The organism is Acinetobacter sp. YH01021 (assembly GCF_013420255.1).
In the GTDB taxonomy this organism is placed as follows: domain Bacteria; phylum Pseudomonadota; class Gammaproteobacteria; order Pseudomonadales; family Moraxellaceae; genus Acinetobacter.
Window position 1 is genome coordinate 1 of sequence record NZ_VOYO01000018.1, and the last position, 17,157, is coordinate 17,157.

Here is a 17,157-nt window from a genome sequence, read left to right on the forward strand (position 1 = left end):
TTAACGGTTACCGTCCACAGTTCTACTTCCGTACTACGGACGTAACTGGTGCGATCGCGCTTAAAGAAGGCGTGGAAATGGTTATGCCTGGTGACAACGTTGAGATGTCAGTAGAGCTAATCCACCCGATCGCAATGGACCCAGGTCTACGTTTTGCGATCCGTGAAGGCGGTCGTACAGTGGGTGCTGGTGTAGTTGCTAAAGTAACTGCATAATCATAGAATAAGACAAGCAGGTTGGAGCTTAGGCTCCAACTTGTTGTTTTGCAGGTCAGTAGTTCAATTGGTAGAGCGTCGGTCTCCAAAACCGAATGTTGGGGGTTCGAGTCCCTCCTGACCTGCCAAGTTTCTAAAAAGACGCTTGATGTCGGCAAAATTGGTCATATAATAAGTCGCGAAACCTACGACGAGTACAAAAATGTCGAATGAAAAATCACGCGACGCATTAGGCGAAGCGGCAATTCCTCAAAGAAATAATCCTGCAGTAGATGTAAGTTCTGGTTCTCCATTAGACATGGTTCTATGGGTTATCGCCTTGATTTTATTGGTTGGTGCAATGATGGTAAACCAATATTTACCAGCGTACTGGGCACCTGCGAATGATATTTGGGTGCGCGTTGGGGTGATTTTGGCTTGTATCGTTGCAGCATTCGGTTTATTATACGCCACCCATCAAGGCAAAGGCTTTATTCGTCTGCTGAAAGATGCACGAATTGAGTTGCGTCGAGTGACCTGGCCTACCAAGCAAGAGACGATGTCCACATCTTGGCAAGTTCTTGTTGTAGTCGTAATTGCATCCATCTTATTGTGGTGTTTTGACTATATTTTAGGCTGGTTAATGAAGTTTATTATCGGGTAAGAGAGCTATGAAACGTTGGTACATTATTCATGCCTATTCAGGTTATGAAAAACAAGTGATGCGTTCGCTTAATGATCGAATCCAGCGTAGCGCTGTTGCCGATAGCTTTGGTGAAGTCCTTGTTCCTACCGAAGAAGTGGTAGAAATGAAGGATGGCAAGAAGCGTAAATCAGAGCGTAAGTTCTTTCCTGGCTATGTCCTAGTCGAAATGGAAATGAACGATGATACTTGGCACATTGTTAAAGAATGTCCAAAAGTTTTAGGTTTTATTGGTGGTACGGCTGAAAAACCGGCACCGATTACGCAAAAAGAAGCAGATGCGATTCTTGCGCGTGTACGCAATACTGGCGAAGCACCTCGTCCTAAGACGATGTTTGAACCAGGCGAAGAATTACTCGTGGTTGACGGTCCATTCACCGACTTTAAAGGTGTGGTGGAAGAAGTTCAGTACGAAAAGTCACGTTTAACGCTGACCATTAATGTATTTAACCGACCAACTCAAGTTGAATTGGAATTTCGTCAAGTCGAAAAATCAGTCTAATTTGTATGGGTTGAAAACGCCTGACTTATTTATAAGTCAGGCATTGTTGTTGTAACGGTATCGTTACTTGAAATCATTGGGGAGCCTTCACCGGCGTTTGCACCCAGAGGTAATTTGAAATGGCTAAGAAGATTGACGGCTATATCAAGCTGCAAGTTCCAGCTGGTAAAGCGAATCCATCTCCACCGATTGGTCCTGCACTAGGTCAACGTGGTGTGAACATCATGGCATTCTGTAAAGAATTCAATGCTGCTACACAAAAAGTTGAAGCTGGTCTGCCAATTCCAGTCGTGATCACTGTGTACAACGACAAGTCGTTCACATTCATCATGAAAACTCCACCTGCTGCTGTTCTTCTTAAGAAAGCTGCTGGTATCCAGAAGGGTTCAGCTGTACCTAACAAAACTAAAGTTGGTAAGTTGACTCGTGCTCAAATCGAAGAAATCGCGACTACTAAAGAACCAGATTTGACTGGTGCTGATTTAGACGCACGTGTACGTACCATTGCTGGTTCTGCGCGTTCTATGGGCTTGGAAGTGGAGCTTTAAGACATGGCTAAATTAACTAAACGTCAAAAAGCGATTGTAGCTGCTGTAGAAGCGCACAAAGTTTACACGCTAGAAGAAGCTGTTGCAGTTTTAGAGAGCCTTCCAGCTCCTAAATTCAAAGAATCTCTAGATATCGCGGTAAACCTAGGTGTTGATCCTCGTAAATCTGACCAAGTTGTTCGTGGCGCGACTACACTTCCTGCAGGTACTGGTAAAACTGTACGTGTAGCTGTATTCGCTCAAGGCGCTGCTGCTGACGCTGCTAAAGCTGAAGGCGCAGATGTTGTTGGTTTCGACGATCTTGCTGAAAGCATCCAAGCGGGTAACCTTGACTTTGACGTAGTAATTGCTGCTCCAGATGCAATGCGCGTTGTAGGTAAACTTGGTACGATCCTTGGTCCACGTGGCTTAATGCCAAACCCTAAAGTGGGTACTGTAACTCCTGACGTTGCTACTGCAGTTAAAAATGCAAAAGCTGGTCAAGCACGTTACCGCGTAGACAAAGCTGGTATTATCCATGCTGCGATCGGTCAAGTAGGTTTTGAAGCTGCTGCTGTTCGTCAAAACGTTGAAGCACTTGTTGCTGACTTAAAACGTTTGAAACCTGCTACGTCTAAAGGCGTATACATTCAAAAGATCACTTTGAGCTCAACTATGGGTCCTGGTTTGATCGTTGATGTAGCAAACGTTTCTAAATAAGTCTCGACTTATTACAGAATTTTAAAGCCCTGAGTAAGTTTTAAAGCGTTGCTTTAAAACTTACGCAAGAAACGCTCTGTCGTATTTTGCAGACTTAGGCAAACTTTGAATTGATAAATGAAAATTTATCAGCGTCAAAGACCGCGGGCGAGGGAAGTTTTATGCTTCTCTCTTAATAGCCCAGCCTGCGTAGACGCGGTGGTGTGATTTGTTCATCCTCCGCGTGTGAGTCCAGTGATGGTCTTGCGAATTGGGAGTGTACTTCGCGTAAGTACATAAATCACCGTTAGGAGGTTTTACAATGGCTCTTCTTATCGAAGGCAAAAAACAGATCGTAGCTGAAGTAGCTGAAGTTGCTTCTACTGCATTTGCTGCTGTTGTTGCTGACTACCAAGGTTTGACTGTAGAGCAGTTAACTACTCTACGTGTTGAAGCGCGTAAACTTGGTGTTACTACACGTATCGTTCGTAACACTTTGGCTAAACGTGCTCTTCAAGATACTCAATTCAATATCTTGAACGACAACCTTGTTGGCCCAACAATCTTAGCTTTCTCGAATTCTGAAGACGACATGGGTGCTGCTGCACGTTTGTTCGAAGAATTCGCTAAAACTAATAAAGCATTTGAACTTAAAGCTGCTGCATTTGATGGCAAACTTTATCAAGGTGCAGAAGTTAGCGTAATCGCGAATCTTCCGAACCAAGAGAAAGCGCTTACTATGCTTGCAAACGTTCTTCAAGCTCCTATTTCGAAATTGGGCCGCTTACTTACAGCGCTTCAAGAGAAAAACGAGTCAGAAGCTGCTTAAGCTCAAACTTAAACACACATCATTCAATACCCATTTGGAGTTAATCTCATGGCTTTAACAAACGAAGAAATCCTAAACGCAGTTGCTGAAAAAACTGTTCTTGAACTTGTTGAACTTATCTCTGCTTTCGAAGAGAAATTCAATGTATCTGCTGCTGCTGTAGCTGTTGCTGCTGGTCCAGCTGCTGCTGCTGCTGAAGAACAAACTGAATTCAATGTTGAATTGACTTCTTTCGGCGCGAACAAAGTTGCTGTAATTAAAGCAGTTCGTGAAGCGACTGGCCTTGGCTTGAAAGAAGCTAAAGACATGGTTGAAGGCGCTCCTGCAGTTCTTAAAGAAGGCGTTTCGAAAGAAGAAGGCGAAGAGCTTAAGAAGAAACTTGAAGAAGCTGGTGCTACAGTTACTCTTAAGTAATTTCTTAAGGGAGCCGGTTTTTTATAATCGGCTCCAAAAATTGGCTGATGGCTCTTGGGTCATCAGCCTTTTTGCGTTACAATAATCGGCTCGATTTTTGTTTGCATGATATAAAAATCATACAAATTGAAAATAAACATAATGAACAAACGTTTACCAATATTTTTCATTAAAAAATATTGATAAGCGTTTTAATACCACTAAAAATTGCAGCATTTGTAAAGAGTGGTGGCCATATCGGCCAGCGTAATTCCTTCTGAGCCCGTTCTGCAGGCGGGCTTGGTTTACACTTTCCGAGGACTCCAGATGGCATACTCATATACCGAAAAGAAACGGATCCGTAAGAATTTTGGTAAATTGCCTAGCGTCATGGATGCTCCGTACTTGCTCGCGATTCAAGTCGACTCGTACAGAACATTCTTACAAGATGGCAAATCACCAAAAAACCGCGAAGATATCGGTCTCCAAGCCGCATTTCGTTCAGTTTTTCCTATTGAAAGTTATTCTGGCAATGCTGCTTTAGAATTTGTTGAGTATAGTCTTGGTAAGCCTGAGTTTGATGTACGCGAATGTATCCTTCGTGGCTCAACTTATGCAGCACCAATGCGTGTAAAAATTCGTTTGATCCTGAAAGATCGTGAAACGAAGTCAATTAAAGACGTACGTGAACAAGAAGTCTATATGGGCGAAATGCCATTGATGACGGATAACGGTACCTTTGTAATTAACGGTACCGAGCGTGTGATCGTGTCACAATTACACCGTTCACCAGGCGTATTCTTTGACCACGATAAAGGCAAGACTCACTCAAGTGGTAAAGTCCTTTATTCAGCACGTATCATTCCTTACCGTGGTTCATGGTTAGACTTTGAATTCGATGCCAAAGACCTCGTCTATGTACGTATTGACCGTCGTCGTAAATTGCTTGCGACTGTGGTACTCCGTGCCTTGGGTTATAGCAACGAAAACATTCTCGACATGTTCTACGAGAAAGTACCTGTGTACCTTGACATGGGTAGCTACCAGATTGACCTGGTGCCTGAACGTCTGCGTGGCGAAATGGCACAATTTGACATCTTGGACAAAGATGGCAAGGCAATTGTTGAGCAAGGTAAACGTATCAATGCGCGTCATGTACGTCAAATGGAAGCTTCAGGTCTTGAAAAACTTGCAGTGCCAGATGAGTACCTGTATGAGCGTATCACTGCTGAAGACATTCCATTAAAAGATGGTGATGTGATTGCAGCCAATACTGTATTAAGCCATGAAATCATGGTGAAAATTGCAGAAGGCGGCGTGAAGCAGTTCAATATTCTGTTTACCAATGATATCGACCGTGGTTCATTCGTTGCAGATTCTCTACGTGCAGATACAACGAGCAATCGTGAAGAAGCATTGGTAGAAATCTACAAAGTGATGCGTCCGGGCGAACCACCAACAAAAGAAGCTGCTGAAAACTTATTCAACAACTTGTTCTTCTCTTCTGAACGTTATGACTTGTCTCCAGTCGGTCGTATGAAGTTCAACCGTCGTTTGGGTCGTCCTTACGAAGTGGGCACAGACCAGAAGTCACGTGAAGTTGAAGGCATTCTCTCGAACGAAGATATCACTGATGTATTAAAAACATTAGTTGAAATCCGTAACGGTAAAGGTGAAGTCGACGATATCGATCACTTGGGTAACCGTCGTGTTCGTTCTGTTGGTGAAATGACAGAAAACCAATTCCGTGTAGGTCTGGTTCGTGTAGAACGTGCTGTTAAAGAGCGCTTATCTCAAGCTGAAACTGACAACCTGTCTCCGCAAGATCTGATCAATGCGAAGCCAGTAGCTGCTGCAATCAAGGAATTCTTTGGTTCAAGCCAGTTGTCTCAGTTCATGGACCAAAACAACCCGTTATCTGAGATTACGCACAAACGTCGTGTTTCTGCGCTTGGTCCCGGCGGTTTGACGCGTGAACGTGCAGGCTTTGAAGTACGTGACGTACATCAAACTCACTACGGTCGTGTATGTCCAATTGAAACACCGGAAGGTCCAAACATTGGTTTGATCAACTCGCTTTCTGTTTATGCGAAATGTAACAACTTTGGTTTCCTGGAAACCCCATACCGTAAAGTTGTTGATGGTCGTGTAACAGATGAAGTTGAATACCTTTCTGCGATTGAAGAAGTAGGCACTGTCATTGCACAGGCCGATTCTGCAATGGATAAAGATGGTAATTTAACAGAAGAGTTTGTATCTGTTCGTCATCAGGGTGACTTCGTACGTATTCCTCCTGAAAAAGTAACGCATATGGATGTATCTGCTCAGCAGGTTGTATCTGTAGCAGCGTCACTGATTCCATTCCTAGAACACGATGATGCCAACCGTGCATTAATGGGTTCGAACATGCAACGTCAGGCAGTTCCGACGTTGATCGCTGACAAGCCGCTTGTTGGTACCGGTATGGAAGCGAACGTAGCACATGACTCAGGTGTATGTGTGATCGCTCAGCGTGGTGGTCGTATCGAGTTTGTTGATGCGTCTCGTGTGGTTATTCGTGTGAATGAAGACGAAATGATCGCAGGTGAAGCAGGTGTAGATATCTACAACCTGATCAAGTACACCCGTTCGAACCAGAACACTTGTATCAACCAGAAAGTTCTTGTGAACCTAGGTGATAAAGTAGGTCGTGGTGATGTACTGGCTGATGGTCCATCAACAGATGGCGGTGAGCTGGCATTGGGTCAAAACATGCGCGTTGCGTTTATGACCTGGAATGGTTACAACTACGAAGACTCGATCTTGTTATCTGAGCGTGTACTTCAGGAAGACCGTTTAACGTCTATTCATATCCAGGAATTGTCATGTGTTGCACGTGATACCAAACTGGGTGCGGAAGAAATCACTGCTGATATTCCGAACGTAGGTGAAGCTGCTCTGTCTAAACTGGACGAGTCAGGTATTGTTTACATCGGTGCTGAAGTAACTGCTGGGGACATCCTTGTAGGTAAAGTAACCCCTAAAGGTGAAACACAGCTTACTCCAGAAGAAAAATTGCTACGTGCAATCTTCGGTGAAAAAGCGGCTGACGTAAAAGACTCATCTTTACGCGTTCCATCAGGTACAAAAGGTACTGTGATTGACGTTCAAGTGTTTACACGTGACGGTCTTGAAAAAGACGAACGTGCTCAAGCAATTGAAAAAGCACAATTGGACGCATACCGTAAAGACTTGAAAGAAGAATTTAAAATCTTCGAAGAAGCTGCACGTGAACGTGTAATCCGTCTACTGAATGGCCAAGAGTCGAATGGTGGTGGTACAACTAAACGTGGCGACAAACTGTCTGAAGATGTGTTGTCTGGTTTAGAGCTTGTTGATCTTCTTGAAATTCAACCAGTTGATGAAGCAATTGCTGAACGTTTAACTCAAATTCAAGTGTTCTTGAAAGAGAAGAGCTTCGAAATTGACGAGAAATTTGCTGAGAAAAAACGCAAACTTTCTACAGGCGATGAACTGACCACTGGCGTTCTAAAAGTTGTTAAGGTTTATCTTGCTGTAAAACGTCGCATCCAACCGGGTGATAAGATGGCGGGTCGTCACGGTAACAAAGGTGTTGTATCGAACATCTTGCCGGTAGAAGACATGCCACATGATGCCAACGGTGTACCTGTTGATATCGTATTGAACCCGCTTGGCGTACCATCGCGTATGAACGTGGGTCAGATTCTTGAAACTCACTTGGGTATGGCGGCGAAAGGTCTTGGCGATCAAATCGACAAGATGATGAAAGAGCAACGTACTGTACTTGAGCTTCGTGATTTCCTAGACAAGATTTACAACAAAGTTGGTGGCGAGCAAGAAGATCTTGATAGCTTGACTGATGAGGAAATCTTGAAACTTTCTGGCAACTTGCGTGCTGGTGTGCCTTTGGCTACTCCTGTATTCGATGGTGCTGAAGAAGGTCAGATCAAAGAGTTGTTACAACTTGCAGGCCTATCTAGTACTGGTCAGACCGTATTATATGATGGTCGTACTGGTGAGCGTTTCGATCGTCCGGTAACTGTTGGTTACATGTACATGCTGAAACTGAACCACTTGGTTGATGACAAGATGCATGCGCGTTCAACTGGTTCTTACTCTCTAGTAACGCAACAGCCGCTTGGTGGTAAAGCACAATTCGGTGGTCAGCGTTTCGGTGAGATGGAAGTCTGGGCACTAGAAGCTTACGGTGCAGCATATACGCTACAAGAAATGCTGACTGTGAAATCGGATGACGTTGAAGGCCGTACCCGTATCTACAAGAACATTGTAGATGGCAACCATTATATGGACCCGGGCATGCCTGAATCGTTCAACGTATTGACCAAAGAGATCCGTTCTTTAGGTATCAACATTGAACTGAAAAATGGTGACTAATTAGTTCCATTTAATCTCCCCAAACCCCTCTTTGATAAAGAGGGCTTCCCCCTTAACAAAGGGGGATTGAGGGGGATTAAAATTCAGTTAAAAAACAATATTTGTGACCCAGTTGTTGAGTGAAAATCTCCACAACACACGGAGAAAAAAATTGAAAGACTTGCTCGATATCATGCGCAAAAAGACGGATTCAGACGGTCATGCTCCAGTAGAGTTTGACCGCATCCGTATTGGTCTTGCGTCACCAGAAATGATTAAGTCATGGTCTCACGGTGAAGTTAAAAAGCCAGAAACCATTAACTATCGTACGTTCAAGCCTGAACGTGATGGTTTGTTCTGTGCCAAAATCTTTGGTCCAGTGAAAGATTACGAATGCTTGTGTGGTAAATACAAGCGTATGAAATACAAAGGCGTCATTTGTGAAAAATGTGGCGTTGAAGTAACAACTGCGAAAGTTCGTCGTGAACGTATGGGTCACATCGAGCTGGCATCTCCAGTTGCACACATCTGGTTCTTGAAATCATTGCCTAGCCGTATCGGTCTATTATTAGACATGACGCTACGTGATATCGAACGTGTATTGTATTTCGAATCTTATGTAGTGACCGATCCGGGTATGACTCCATTTGAGAAATACCAACTTCTAAACGATGAAGAATACTTCAATGCATTAGAAGAACACGGTGATGAATTCACAGCGAAAATGGGTGCTGAAGCGGTTCAAGACTTGTTGAAAGACATCGATCTTGAAGCTGAAATTGCGCGTCTTCGTGAAGAAATTCCTGTTACAACTTCAGAAACCAAGCTGAAAAAAGCGTCTAAGCGTTTGAAGTTGATGGAAGCATTCAACGATTCGAACAACAAGCCAGAATGGATGGTGTTAACTGTACTTCCAGTTCTTCCACCAGACCTTCGTCCGCTTGTCCCACTTGAAGGTGGTCGTTTCGCGACTTCTGACCTGAACGATCTTTATCGTCGTGTGATCAACCGTAACAACCGTTTGAAGCGTCTTCTTGACCTTGCAGCGCCAGACATCATCGTACGTAACGAAAAACGTATGTTGCAAGAGTCTGTAGATGCATTGCTGGATAACGGTCGTCGTGGTCGTGCAATTACCGGTTCGAACAAGCGTCCGCTTAAATCTTTGGCAGACATGATCAAAGGTAAGCAAGGTCGTTTCCGTCAAAACTTACTTGGTAAGCGTGTTGACTACTCTGGTCGTTCGGTCATTACTGTTGGTCCAAACCTGCGTTTGCACCAATGTGGTCTTCCTAAGAAAATGGCCCTTGAACTGTTCAAGCCATTCATCTTTGCGAAACTACAAGCTTCTGGTCAAGCAACCACCATTAAAGCTGCGAAGAAAATGGTTGAGCGCGAGACTCCAGAAGTTTGGGACGTTCTTGCTCACGTGATTCGTCAACATCCAGTGATGTTGAACCGTGCGCCAACTCTTCACCGTTTGGGTCTTCAAGCATTTGAACCGATCCTGATCGAAGGTAAAGCGATCCGTCTACACCCACTCGTATGTGCTGCGTTTAACGCCGACTTCGATGGTGACCAAATGGCGGTACACGTACCATTAACGCTTGAAGCTCAGCTTGAAGCTCGTGCGTTAATGATGTCAACGAACAACATCTTGTCTCCAGCGAACGGTGAGCCAATCATCGTACCGTCTCAGGACGTTGTCTTGGGCTTGTATTACATCACGCGTGATGCAATCAATGCCAAAGGTGAAGGCATGGTGTTCGCGGATACTCACGAAGTAAACCGTGCACTGGCAACAGGTCAGGTTGATCTACACGCTCGCGTTAAAGCACGTGTACACCAGACTGTGATCGACGAAGATGGTAACCGTGAACAGCAAACCATTATTGTAGATACGACGCCTGGTCGCTGCCTACTTTGGGAAGTTGTGCCTGAAGGTATGGATTTCCAGCAAATTAACGTTGAGATGACTAAGAAAAACATCTCTAAGTTAATTAACTCTTGCTACCGTAAATTGGGTCTGAAAGATACTGTTATCTTCGCTGACCAGTTGATGTACTTGGGCTTCCGTCAAGCGACGCGTTCAGGTGTTTCTGTCGGTATGGAAGACATGGTTATTCCACCGCAAAAACAAGCAATTATTGGTAAAGCGGAAGCTGAAGTTCGTGAAATCGAACAACAGTTCGAACAAGGTTTCGTAACTGCCGGCGAACGTTATAACAAAGTGGTCGATATTTGGGCGCGTACCAATGACCAGGTTGCTAAAGCGATGATGGACAACTTGTCTTTTACCACTGTGAAGAACAAACAGGGTGAAGACGAGAAGCAAAAATCATTCAACTCGATCTATATGATGTCTGACTCGGGTGCCCGTGGTTCGGCAGCTCAGATTCGTCAGTTGGCGGGTATGCGTGGTTTGATGGCGAAGCCGGATGGCTCGATCATTGAAACGCCGATTAAAGCGAACTTCCGTGAAGGTTTGACCGTACTTCAGTACTTCATCTCGACACACGGTGCGCGTAAAGGTTTGGCCGATACAGCACTGAAAACTGCGAACTCTGGTTATTTGACTCGTCGTCTAGTAGACGTTGCGCAGGACTTGGTCATTACTGAGCCGGATTGTGGTACGTATGACGGTCTGGTAATGACTCCGTTCATTCAAGGTGGCGATGTCATCGAGAACCTGGGTGCACGAGTATTGGGTCGTGTGGTTGCTGAAGATGTGAAACGTGTAGGTACAGATGAAGTTCTGCTTCCACGTAATACTTTAATTGACGAGAAATTGGCGACGTTTATCGAAAGCCAAGGTGTCGACGAAATTAAAGTACGTTCAGTCGTGAACTGTGCATCTACCTTCGGTGTATGTGCGAAATGTTACGGTCGTGACCTAGCACGTGGTCATCAGGTGAACCCGGGTGAGTCTGTTGGTGTAATGGCAGCTCAATCGATTGGTGAGCCAGGTACACAGTTAACGATGCGTACCTTCCACGTCGGTGGTGCTGCGAGCCGAACTTCTGCTGCAAACAGCGTACAAGTTCGTAACCAAGGTACAGTACGTTTCCACAATGTGAAAACAGTACAACATGCCAAAGGTCACTTGGTATCGACTTCACGTTCAGGTGAAATCGGTATTGCAGATGATTTAGGTCGTGAGCGCGAGCGCTATAAACTGCCTTACGGTGCGTCTATCTTGCTGAAAGATGGCGAAGCTGTAGAAGCAGGCGGTATTGTGGCGACTTGGGATCCGCATACACATCCATTGGTAACAGAAGTTGCTGGTAAAGTACGTTTCAGCCAGATTGCTGATGGCGTGACGGTTACTTCTAAAACTGATGATGCAACAGGTATGTCAACTATCGAAATCTTGCCAGTGACTTCACGTCCTGCGTCAGGTAAAGATTTGCGTCCTGCTGTTGTGTTAGATACCGTTGATGGTGGCGAACAGTTCTACTTCCTGCCACAGAACACGATTCTTTCTGTTCGTGATGGCGAAACGATTGGTGTCGGTGATGTCATCGGTCGTGTACCACAAGAAACTTCACGTACCCGTGATATTACCGGTGGTCTGCCGCGTGTAGCTGATTTGTTCGAAGCACGTAAGCCAAAAGAGCATGCAATCCTTGCAGAAGTGTCGGGTGTTGTAAGCTTTGGTAAAGAGACCAAAGGTAAGAACCGTCTGGTGATTACGCCGGATGATGGCTCTGAGATTTATGAAGAGCTGATTCCGAAATGGCGTACGATTAACGTGTTCGAAGGCGAACATGTGAACCGTGGTGAAACTATTTCTGATGGTCCACAGAACCCGCACGATATCTTGCGTTTGAAAGGCGAAGTTGCGCTGACAAACTACATCGTGAACGAAGTTCAGGACGTATACCGTCTGCAAGGTGTAAAAATCAACGATAAGCATATTGAAGTGATCGTACGTCAAATGCTGCGTAAAGTTGATATCACTGACGGTGGCGATACCAGCTTCATCAAAGGCGAACAAGTGGATTACATCCGTGTTGTTCAAGAAAACCAAGCAGTTCTTGCACAAAACAAGTTCCCTGCGAAGTTTGAACGTCAATTGATGGGTATTACCAAAGCATCGCTTTCTACTGACTCGTTCATCTCTGCTGCATCGTTCCAGGAAACCACGCGTGTGTTAACTGAAGCGGCTGTAACAGGTAAAGAAGATGATTTACGCGGTTTGAAAGAGAATGTGGTTGTAGGTCGTCTGATCCCAGCGGGTACAGGTTTGGCTTACCACCTGGAGCGTCGTCGTCAAGAAGCAGAAGCTGCAGAATTTGAACTGCACAATGACTTCTCTGATGTAGACCAAGCTCTAAGCCAAGCATTTAACGAAGAATTCTAATTCGAGTTAAAGTTGAGAAAAGAGACGCCTTCGGGCGTCTTTTTTTTGTCTGAAATTTATAAATAGGACATCTTGAACAGAAGAATAATCCATTGATATTTACAAAACTCAGCAGGAATACCGAGAGAAGTAACACGCTACAGATTTTAGTTTCATAAAATGAAGATAAGCTTAATTAAAGCAAGACAGGAAGGCCAAGGTCATGAAAAAATTAATGGGTGTTATGGCAGTTGCCACTCTTTCAACCTTTATGTTGGCGGGTTGTGAAAGTATGTCTGCCAATGAGCAACGGATCGGTGCTGCAGCCCTTGGTGGTGCAGTCGGTGGTGGTGTCGGTAATAAAGTCGGCGGTGGCGTTGGTGCAGCTGTTGGTGGTGGTGCCGGTGCAGCAGTGGGTAGTAAATCCCAAGGCGGTTCAAACCGCAATGCGACCTATAGTGGTGTAGGTGGTGCTGTTGGTTCAGCAGTTGGTAAAAGCATCTTCGGTGGTAATGCGGGTGCTGCAATTGGTGGTGCAATAGGTGGTGGTGCCGGTGCTGCGATTGAACAGGATAACCGTCGTCGTTAAGTCGAAAGTCACTTCTGATTCATCTAGATTTAAAAGCGCCAATGTGGCGCTTTTATCTTATTTAGGAGCGTTAATTTTCCCTTTACTCTGTTTACGCCGGATATACACCGTTTTTTCTACTTCGGCAATTCTGACCCCGGCTTCATCATAAATATTCAGCTGATAATGCCGATACACTGGCGCATTGTCGGCCGCCAGATTGATAATCGTGGCAATTTCTCCAGCAGAAATCCGAATATCCGCTACCACTGTTCCGCGACCCGGTGCCAAAAACTGAATACTGGCGCCTTTATCCCAGACCAGGTATTTCGGTCCCAAATGATGCATCAGCAATAACATATAAAAGGGATCGACCATCGAATACAGGCTGCCACCAAAATGCACACCGACAATATTCTGGTTCTTACGGGTTAGCGGCATTTTGACCCGAACGTGATAATTATTAAAATCAATCTTATCAATTTCGATGCCTGCACCACGATAAGGGGCATAGCGGTTCAGAATAAATTTTGAAACCAGAGGCAGTTTTTGAATTTTCTGGAATAGGCTCATACTGACATTCTTTTTGCGGCTGTGATTATGCATACTAGAGCAACAAAAATGCGCTGGCATTGATCAATCATGCCGATTTATAAACTAAGTGGTCAATAATAAAAACAGGATCAAAAGATGGAAATGCACATGCAATGGGTCGATACCACGGATCAGCAGCGTCTCTGTGTCAAAACTTATGGACAACCCGAACAAACAGCCTTGGTACTGGTTCATGGCTATCCTGATCATCAAGCAGTTTGGGAGCCAGTCATTGCTCATTTGAGTCAGGATTATTTTGTGGTGACTTATGATGTCCGTGGCGCAGGGGAGTCCAGTATTCCCAAAAAAATCTCCGATTACCGCTTGGCCCGTTTAAGTCAGGATCTGGAAGAGGTGGTGAATAAGGTATTGCCGAATCGAGCTTTTCATCTGGCTGCGCATGACTGGGGCTCAATTCAGTCCTGGGAATCTGTCACCGATCCACGCTTTAAAGGACGAATTCTGTCTTATAGCACCTTGTCTGGGCCATGTCTTGATCATGCCGCTTTCTGGATGCGTGAACAGTTCCAGCAAAACAAGGCAAAATTTTTAAAGCAAATGAGCAAGTCCTGGTATATCGCGATGTTTCAGTTGCCATTGGTAGCACCATTGGCCTGGAATTTTTTCAATCCGCAGCGTTGGGCCAAGATCGTGCAGCAACTGGAAAGACGGGATAATCTGCCACTCAACCCGCATATTGTCAAAGATGGAAAATATGGTGTGAACCTGTACCGGGCCAATTTTTTGCCACGTTTGACTCAACCACGGCAGCGCTTTGCCATCTGTCCGGTACAGGCGATTGTGCTGAAATATGACCAGTTTGTCGGGCCTGATCTGGTTGATGAGATGTCAAAATGGGTGGATGATTTTTCAAAAATAGAACTGGCTGCCAATCACTGGGCGATCCTGAGTCAGCCAAAACAAGTTGCTCAATTAATTGGTCATTTTATTCAGGAGAAATCTGCGACCACTCATTGATAAGCCACTTCGCGAAACATGACCCGACCAGAAAAAAGTGGCGGAATTTTTATCCGCATTTTCTGATAAAATAGCCGCTTTCTCTCTATTCCGATTCATTATGTTCGCAATTCTTGCTGCTATTGGAGTCATGTTCGGACTCTCGTTGGCACGTGTACCTGTGGTTTTTGCCCTGGTCATTGGTGCTGTTACAGGTGGTTTGTTGGCAGGTCTGGGCCTGCAGGGAACCTTGGACGCGTTTAACAATGGCTTGGGTGGGGGTGCCAAAATTGCCTTAGCTTATGGTATTTTAGGTGCATTTGCTTTGGCTCTGGCACGTTCAGGTTTACCGGATTTACTGGCTTATAAAATGATCAGCACCTTAAAAGGTGAGGCCGATTTTAAAGCGCAAAACCGGGTGAAATATCTGATCTTCTTCACGGTTGCTATTGCAGCCGTGTTCTCGCAGAACGTCATTCCCGTGCATATTGCCTTTATTCCGGTACTGATTCCGCCACTATTGGCTGTATTTAACCACTTAAAGCTCGACCGTCGTTTGATTGCCTGTTTGCTGACCTTTGGTCTGGTGGGAACCTATATGCTGATTCCGGTCGGTTTTGGTGCCATCTTCCTGAATGACATTCTGGGTCATAACATCAATACTTTTGGTAAGCCATACGGATTTGAAATTAGCTATGACCAGATTCCATCTGCGATGGCAATTCCAGTATTCGGTATGTTTGTGGGCTTATTGGTGGCGATTTTTATTAGCTATCGCAAACCACGTCAATATCAAGATATTCATGTCCAGGAACAGCAAAGTATTTCCGCTGAATTAGGTGTGGCTGAGCAGGTTAAACCGCAGATTGCCAAATTTACCATCTGGATGGCCGGCCTTGCAGTTATTGCCACATTGGCGGTACAGCTTTATTCAGACTCGATGATTCTGGCCGGTCTGGTCGGTGTCGCAATCCTGAGTTGTGCCGGGATCTTTAAATGGAAAGAAGCGGATGATGTGATCATTACCGGTATGCGCATGATGGCGCTGGTTGGCTTTATCATGATTGCGGCACAAGGCTTTGCCGCGGTGATTGAAGCGACTAATCAGGTACCAACCTTGGTTGAAGCATCAGTGAACTGGATTGGTGATAGCCAGGCATTGGCCGCATTTCTGATGCTGTTGATTGGTTTGCTGATCACATTGGGCATTGGTTCATCGTTTTCGACCATTCCAATTCTGGCGATTATTTATGTACCGCTGTGTATCCAGTTTGGTTTCAGCCCGGCTGCGACCATTGCGATTATCGGGACTGCGGCGGCTTTGGGCGATGCCGGTTCTCCTGCTTCGGATTCAACTTTAGGCCCAACTTCTGGTCTGAATATGGATGGTCAGCATGATCATATGAAGGACAGTGTGGTTCCAACCTTCATTCACTTTAATATTCCGTTGATGATTTTTGGCTGGATTGCAGCCATGGTTCTGTAAGTCAATTTCAATCTGCTCTGATATCTATTGGAGCAGATTTATCTAGATTTAAAATAAATGATAAGATGTATTTAAAATATATTTTTAAATAAAAATTAATATAAACCTGATTATTTTAGTCTGAATAAATTCATATTTATCTGATTAATATACTTGGTATTTAAAACCAACTAATTCAGTCAATTTAAAATAAATAACTTTTTAAATCAGTAGCTTAAATAATAATTAAAAATTAGTTTTATAATACTTATTGCATATTATTTTCCCTCGTGTTTATTATTAATTAAGATTTATTTTCTTAATAATTATTCTTCCTGTGGGGTATTTTAAAATGTTAAAGCAAGCTGCTATAATTGCATTAATGGGTCTTTCTGCATCTGCGATGGCAGGTCAATGGCAGGTGAAAGTCGGTGCCAGTTCTTTAGCACCATCAAGTGACACTGAAATTGCACCAGGTTTAGTCGTAGAAGCCGATCAGGAATATGGTTTTACGCCATCGGTTGAATACTTCTTTAATGACAATATCTCGGCAGAATTATTATTGGCTACCCCGTTTAACCATGACATTTCTCTTCAAGGTGTAGGTAAGGTGGCTAAGATCAAACATCTGCCACCCACAATTACCGCTAAATATAACTTTAAAAATGCAACACGCTTTACACCATATATTGGCGTAGGTGGCACAGCTTTTATTGCTTGGGATGAAGAAGGTCTGGCTAAAGACGTGAAAGAAGAGTTTGGTTTGGCAGGTCAAGTCGGCTTTAATTATCAGCCAGCCGATGCCAAAAACTGGGGAGTATTTGCTGACGTGCGCTATGCAGATTTGAGTCCTGAAGTGACTTTAGATGATGCTGATAATACTAAATTCGACTTGAATATTGATCCTTGGGTTTATACGATCGGTTATAGCTATAAGTTTTAAATTCTAGTCTTACTCAACAAAAAAGCCTCATCTTGAATGAGGCTTT

13 protein-coding genes, 1 tRNA gene and 1 pseudogene are annotated in these 17,157 nt (G+C 44.3%); 14 read left to right on the top strand and 1 reads right to left on the bottom strand.

The window, feature by feature from the left end:
• The 11 genes and pseudogenes from FTT86_RS12045 to FTT86_RS12095 all read left to right on the top strand — a co-directional run.
• Window positions 1-215, top strand: a pseudogene (locus FTT86_RS12045) (elongation factor Tu); the annotation flags it as partial.
• Between the two features lie 52 nt (window positions 216-267).
• Window positions 268-343 (top strand) — tRNA-Trp (locus FTT86_RS12050).
• Between the two features lie 74 nt (window positions 344-417).
• Window positions 418-858 (top strand): preprotein translocase subunit SecE, encoded by a 441-nt coding sequence (gene secE / locus FTT86_RS12055; RefSeq protein ID WP_004278617.1) that lies wholly within the window; start codon window positions 418-420, stop codon window positions 856-858.
• Window positions 859-865: 7 nt separating this feature from the next.
• Window positions 866-1,399 (top strand): transcription termination/antitermination protein NusG, encoded by a 534-nt coding sequence (gene nusG / locus FTT86_RS12060; protein WP_004278615.1) that lies wholly within the window; start codon window positions 866-868, stop codon window positions 1,397-1,399.
• A 119-nt stretch (window positions 1,400-1,518) separates the two neighbouring features.
• Window positions 1,519-1,947: a 50S ribosomal protein L11 gene (gene rplK / locus FTT86_RS12065; protein ID WP_004278614.1), complete on the top strand. Its 429-nt coding sequence runs from the start codon at window positions 1,519-1,521 to the stop codon at window positions 1,945-1,947.
• 3 nt (window positions 1,948-1,950) lie between these two features.
• Window positions 1,951-2,646 (top strand): 50S ribosomal protein L1, encoded by a 696-nt coding sequence (gene rplA, locus FTT86_RS12070; protein WP_180181287.1) that lies wholly within the window; start codon window positions 1,951-1,953, stop codon window positions 2,644-2,646.
• 301 nt (window positions 2,647-2,947) lie between these two features.
• The gene (gene rplJ, locus FTT86_RS12075; protein ID WP_004278612.1) at window positions 2,948-3,454 is read left to right on the top strand and encodes a 50S ribosomal protein L10; all 507 of its coding nucleotides are present in this window, start codon (window positions 2,948-2,950) and stop codon (window positions 3,452-3,454) included.
• Between the two features lie 48 nt (window positions 3,455-3,502).
• Window positions 3,503-3,868, top strand: a complete 366-nt coding sequence (gene rplL, locus FTT86_RS12080) for a 50S ribosomal protein L7/L12 (RefSeq protein ID WP_004278611.1) — start codon at window positions 3,503-3,505, stop codon at window positions 3,866-3,868.
• 306 nt (window positions 3,869-4,174) lie between these two features.
• On the top strand, window positions 4,175-8,263 hold the full coding sequence (gene rpoB / locus FTT86_RS12085) for a DNA-directed RNA polymerase subunit beta (protein WP_005102827.1): 4,089 nt from the start codon (window positions 4,175-4,177) through the stop codon (window positions 8,261-8,263).
• 151 nt (window positions 8,264-8,414) lie between these two features.
• The gene (gene rpoC / locus FTT86_RS12090; RefSeq protein ID WP_004278609.1) at window positions 8,415-12,605 is read left to right on the top strand and encodes a DNA-directed RNA polymerase subunit beta'; all 4,191 of its coding nucleotides are present in this window, start codon (window positions 8,415-8,417) and stop codon (window positions 12,603-12,605) included.
• Window positions 12,606-12,807: 202 nt separating this feature from the next.
• Window positions 12,808-13,173 carry a hypothetical protein gene (locus FTT86_RS12095; protein WP_005108070.1) on the top strand — a complete coding sequence of 122 codons (366 nt, stop codon included), beginning with the start codon at window positions 12,808-12,810 and terminating at the stop codon, window positions 13,171-13,173.
• Window positions 13,174-13,230: 57 nt separating this feature from the next.
• Here FTT86_RS12095 and FTT86_RS12100 read toward each other — a convergent pair whose 3' ends face one another.
• Complete coding sequence (locus FTT86_RS12100; RefSeq protein WP_218954964.1) at window positions 13,231-13,725, bottom strand: DUF4442 domain-containing protein; 495 nt, start codon at window positions 13,723-13,725, stop codon at window positions 13,231-13,233.
• Between the two features lie 117 nt (window positions 13,726-13,842).
• On the opposite strand from FTT86_RS12100, the gene FTT86_RS12105 reads away from it, so the two are divergent.
• The 3 genes from FTT86_RS12105 to FTT86_RS12115 all read left to right on the top strand — a co-directional run bounded on the left by FTT86_RS12105 (window position 13,843) and on the right by FTT86_RS12115 (window position 17,111).
• Window positions 13,843-14,724 (top strand): alpha/beta fold hydrolase, encoded by an 882-nt coding sequence (locus FTT86_RS12105; RefSeq protein WP_180181289.1) that lies wholly within the window; start codon window positions 13,843-13,845, stop codon window positions 14,722-14,724.
• Window positions 14,725-14,824: 100 nt separating this feature from the next.
• Complete coding sequence (locus tag FTT86_RS12110) at window positions 14,825-16,189, top strand: Na+/H+ antiporter family protein (RefSeq protein WP_180038625.1); 1,365 nt, start codon at window positions 14,825-14,827, stop codon at window positions 16,187-16,189.
• Between the two features lie 331 nt (window positions 16,190-16,520).
• Window positions 16,521-17,111, top strand: coding sequence for an OmpW family protein (locus FTT86_RS12115; protein ID WP_004647316.1), 591 nt, complete (start codon window positions 16,521-16,523; stop codon window positions 17,109-17,111).
• Window positions 17,112-17,157 lie beyond the last annotated feature (46 nt).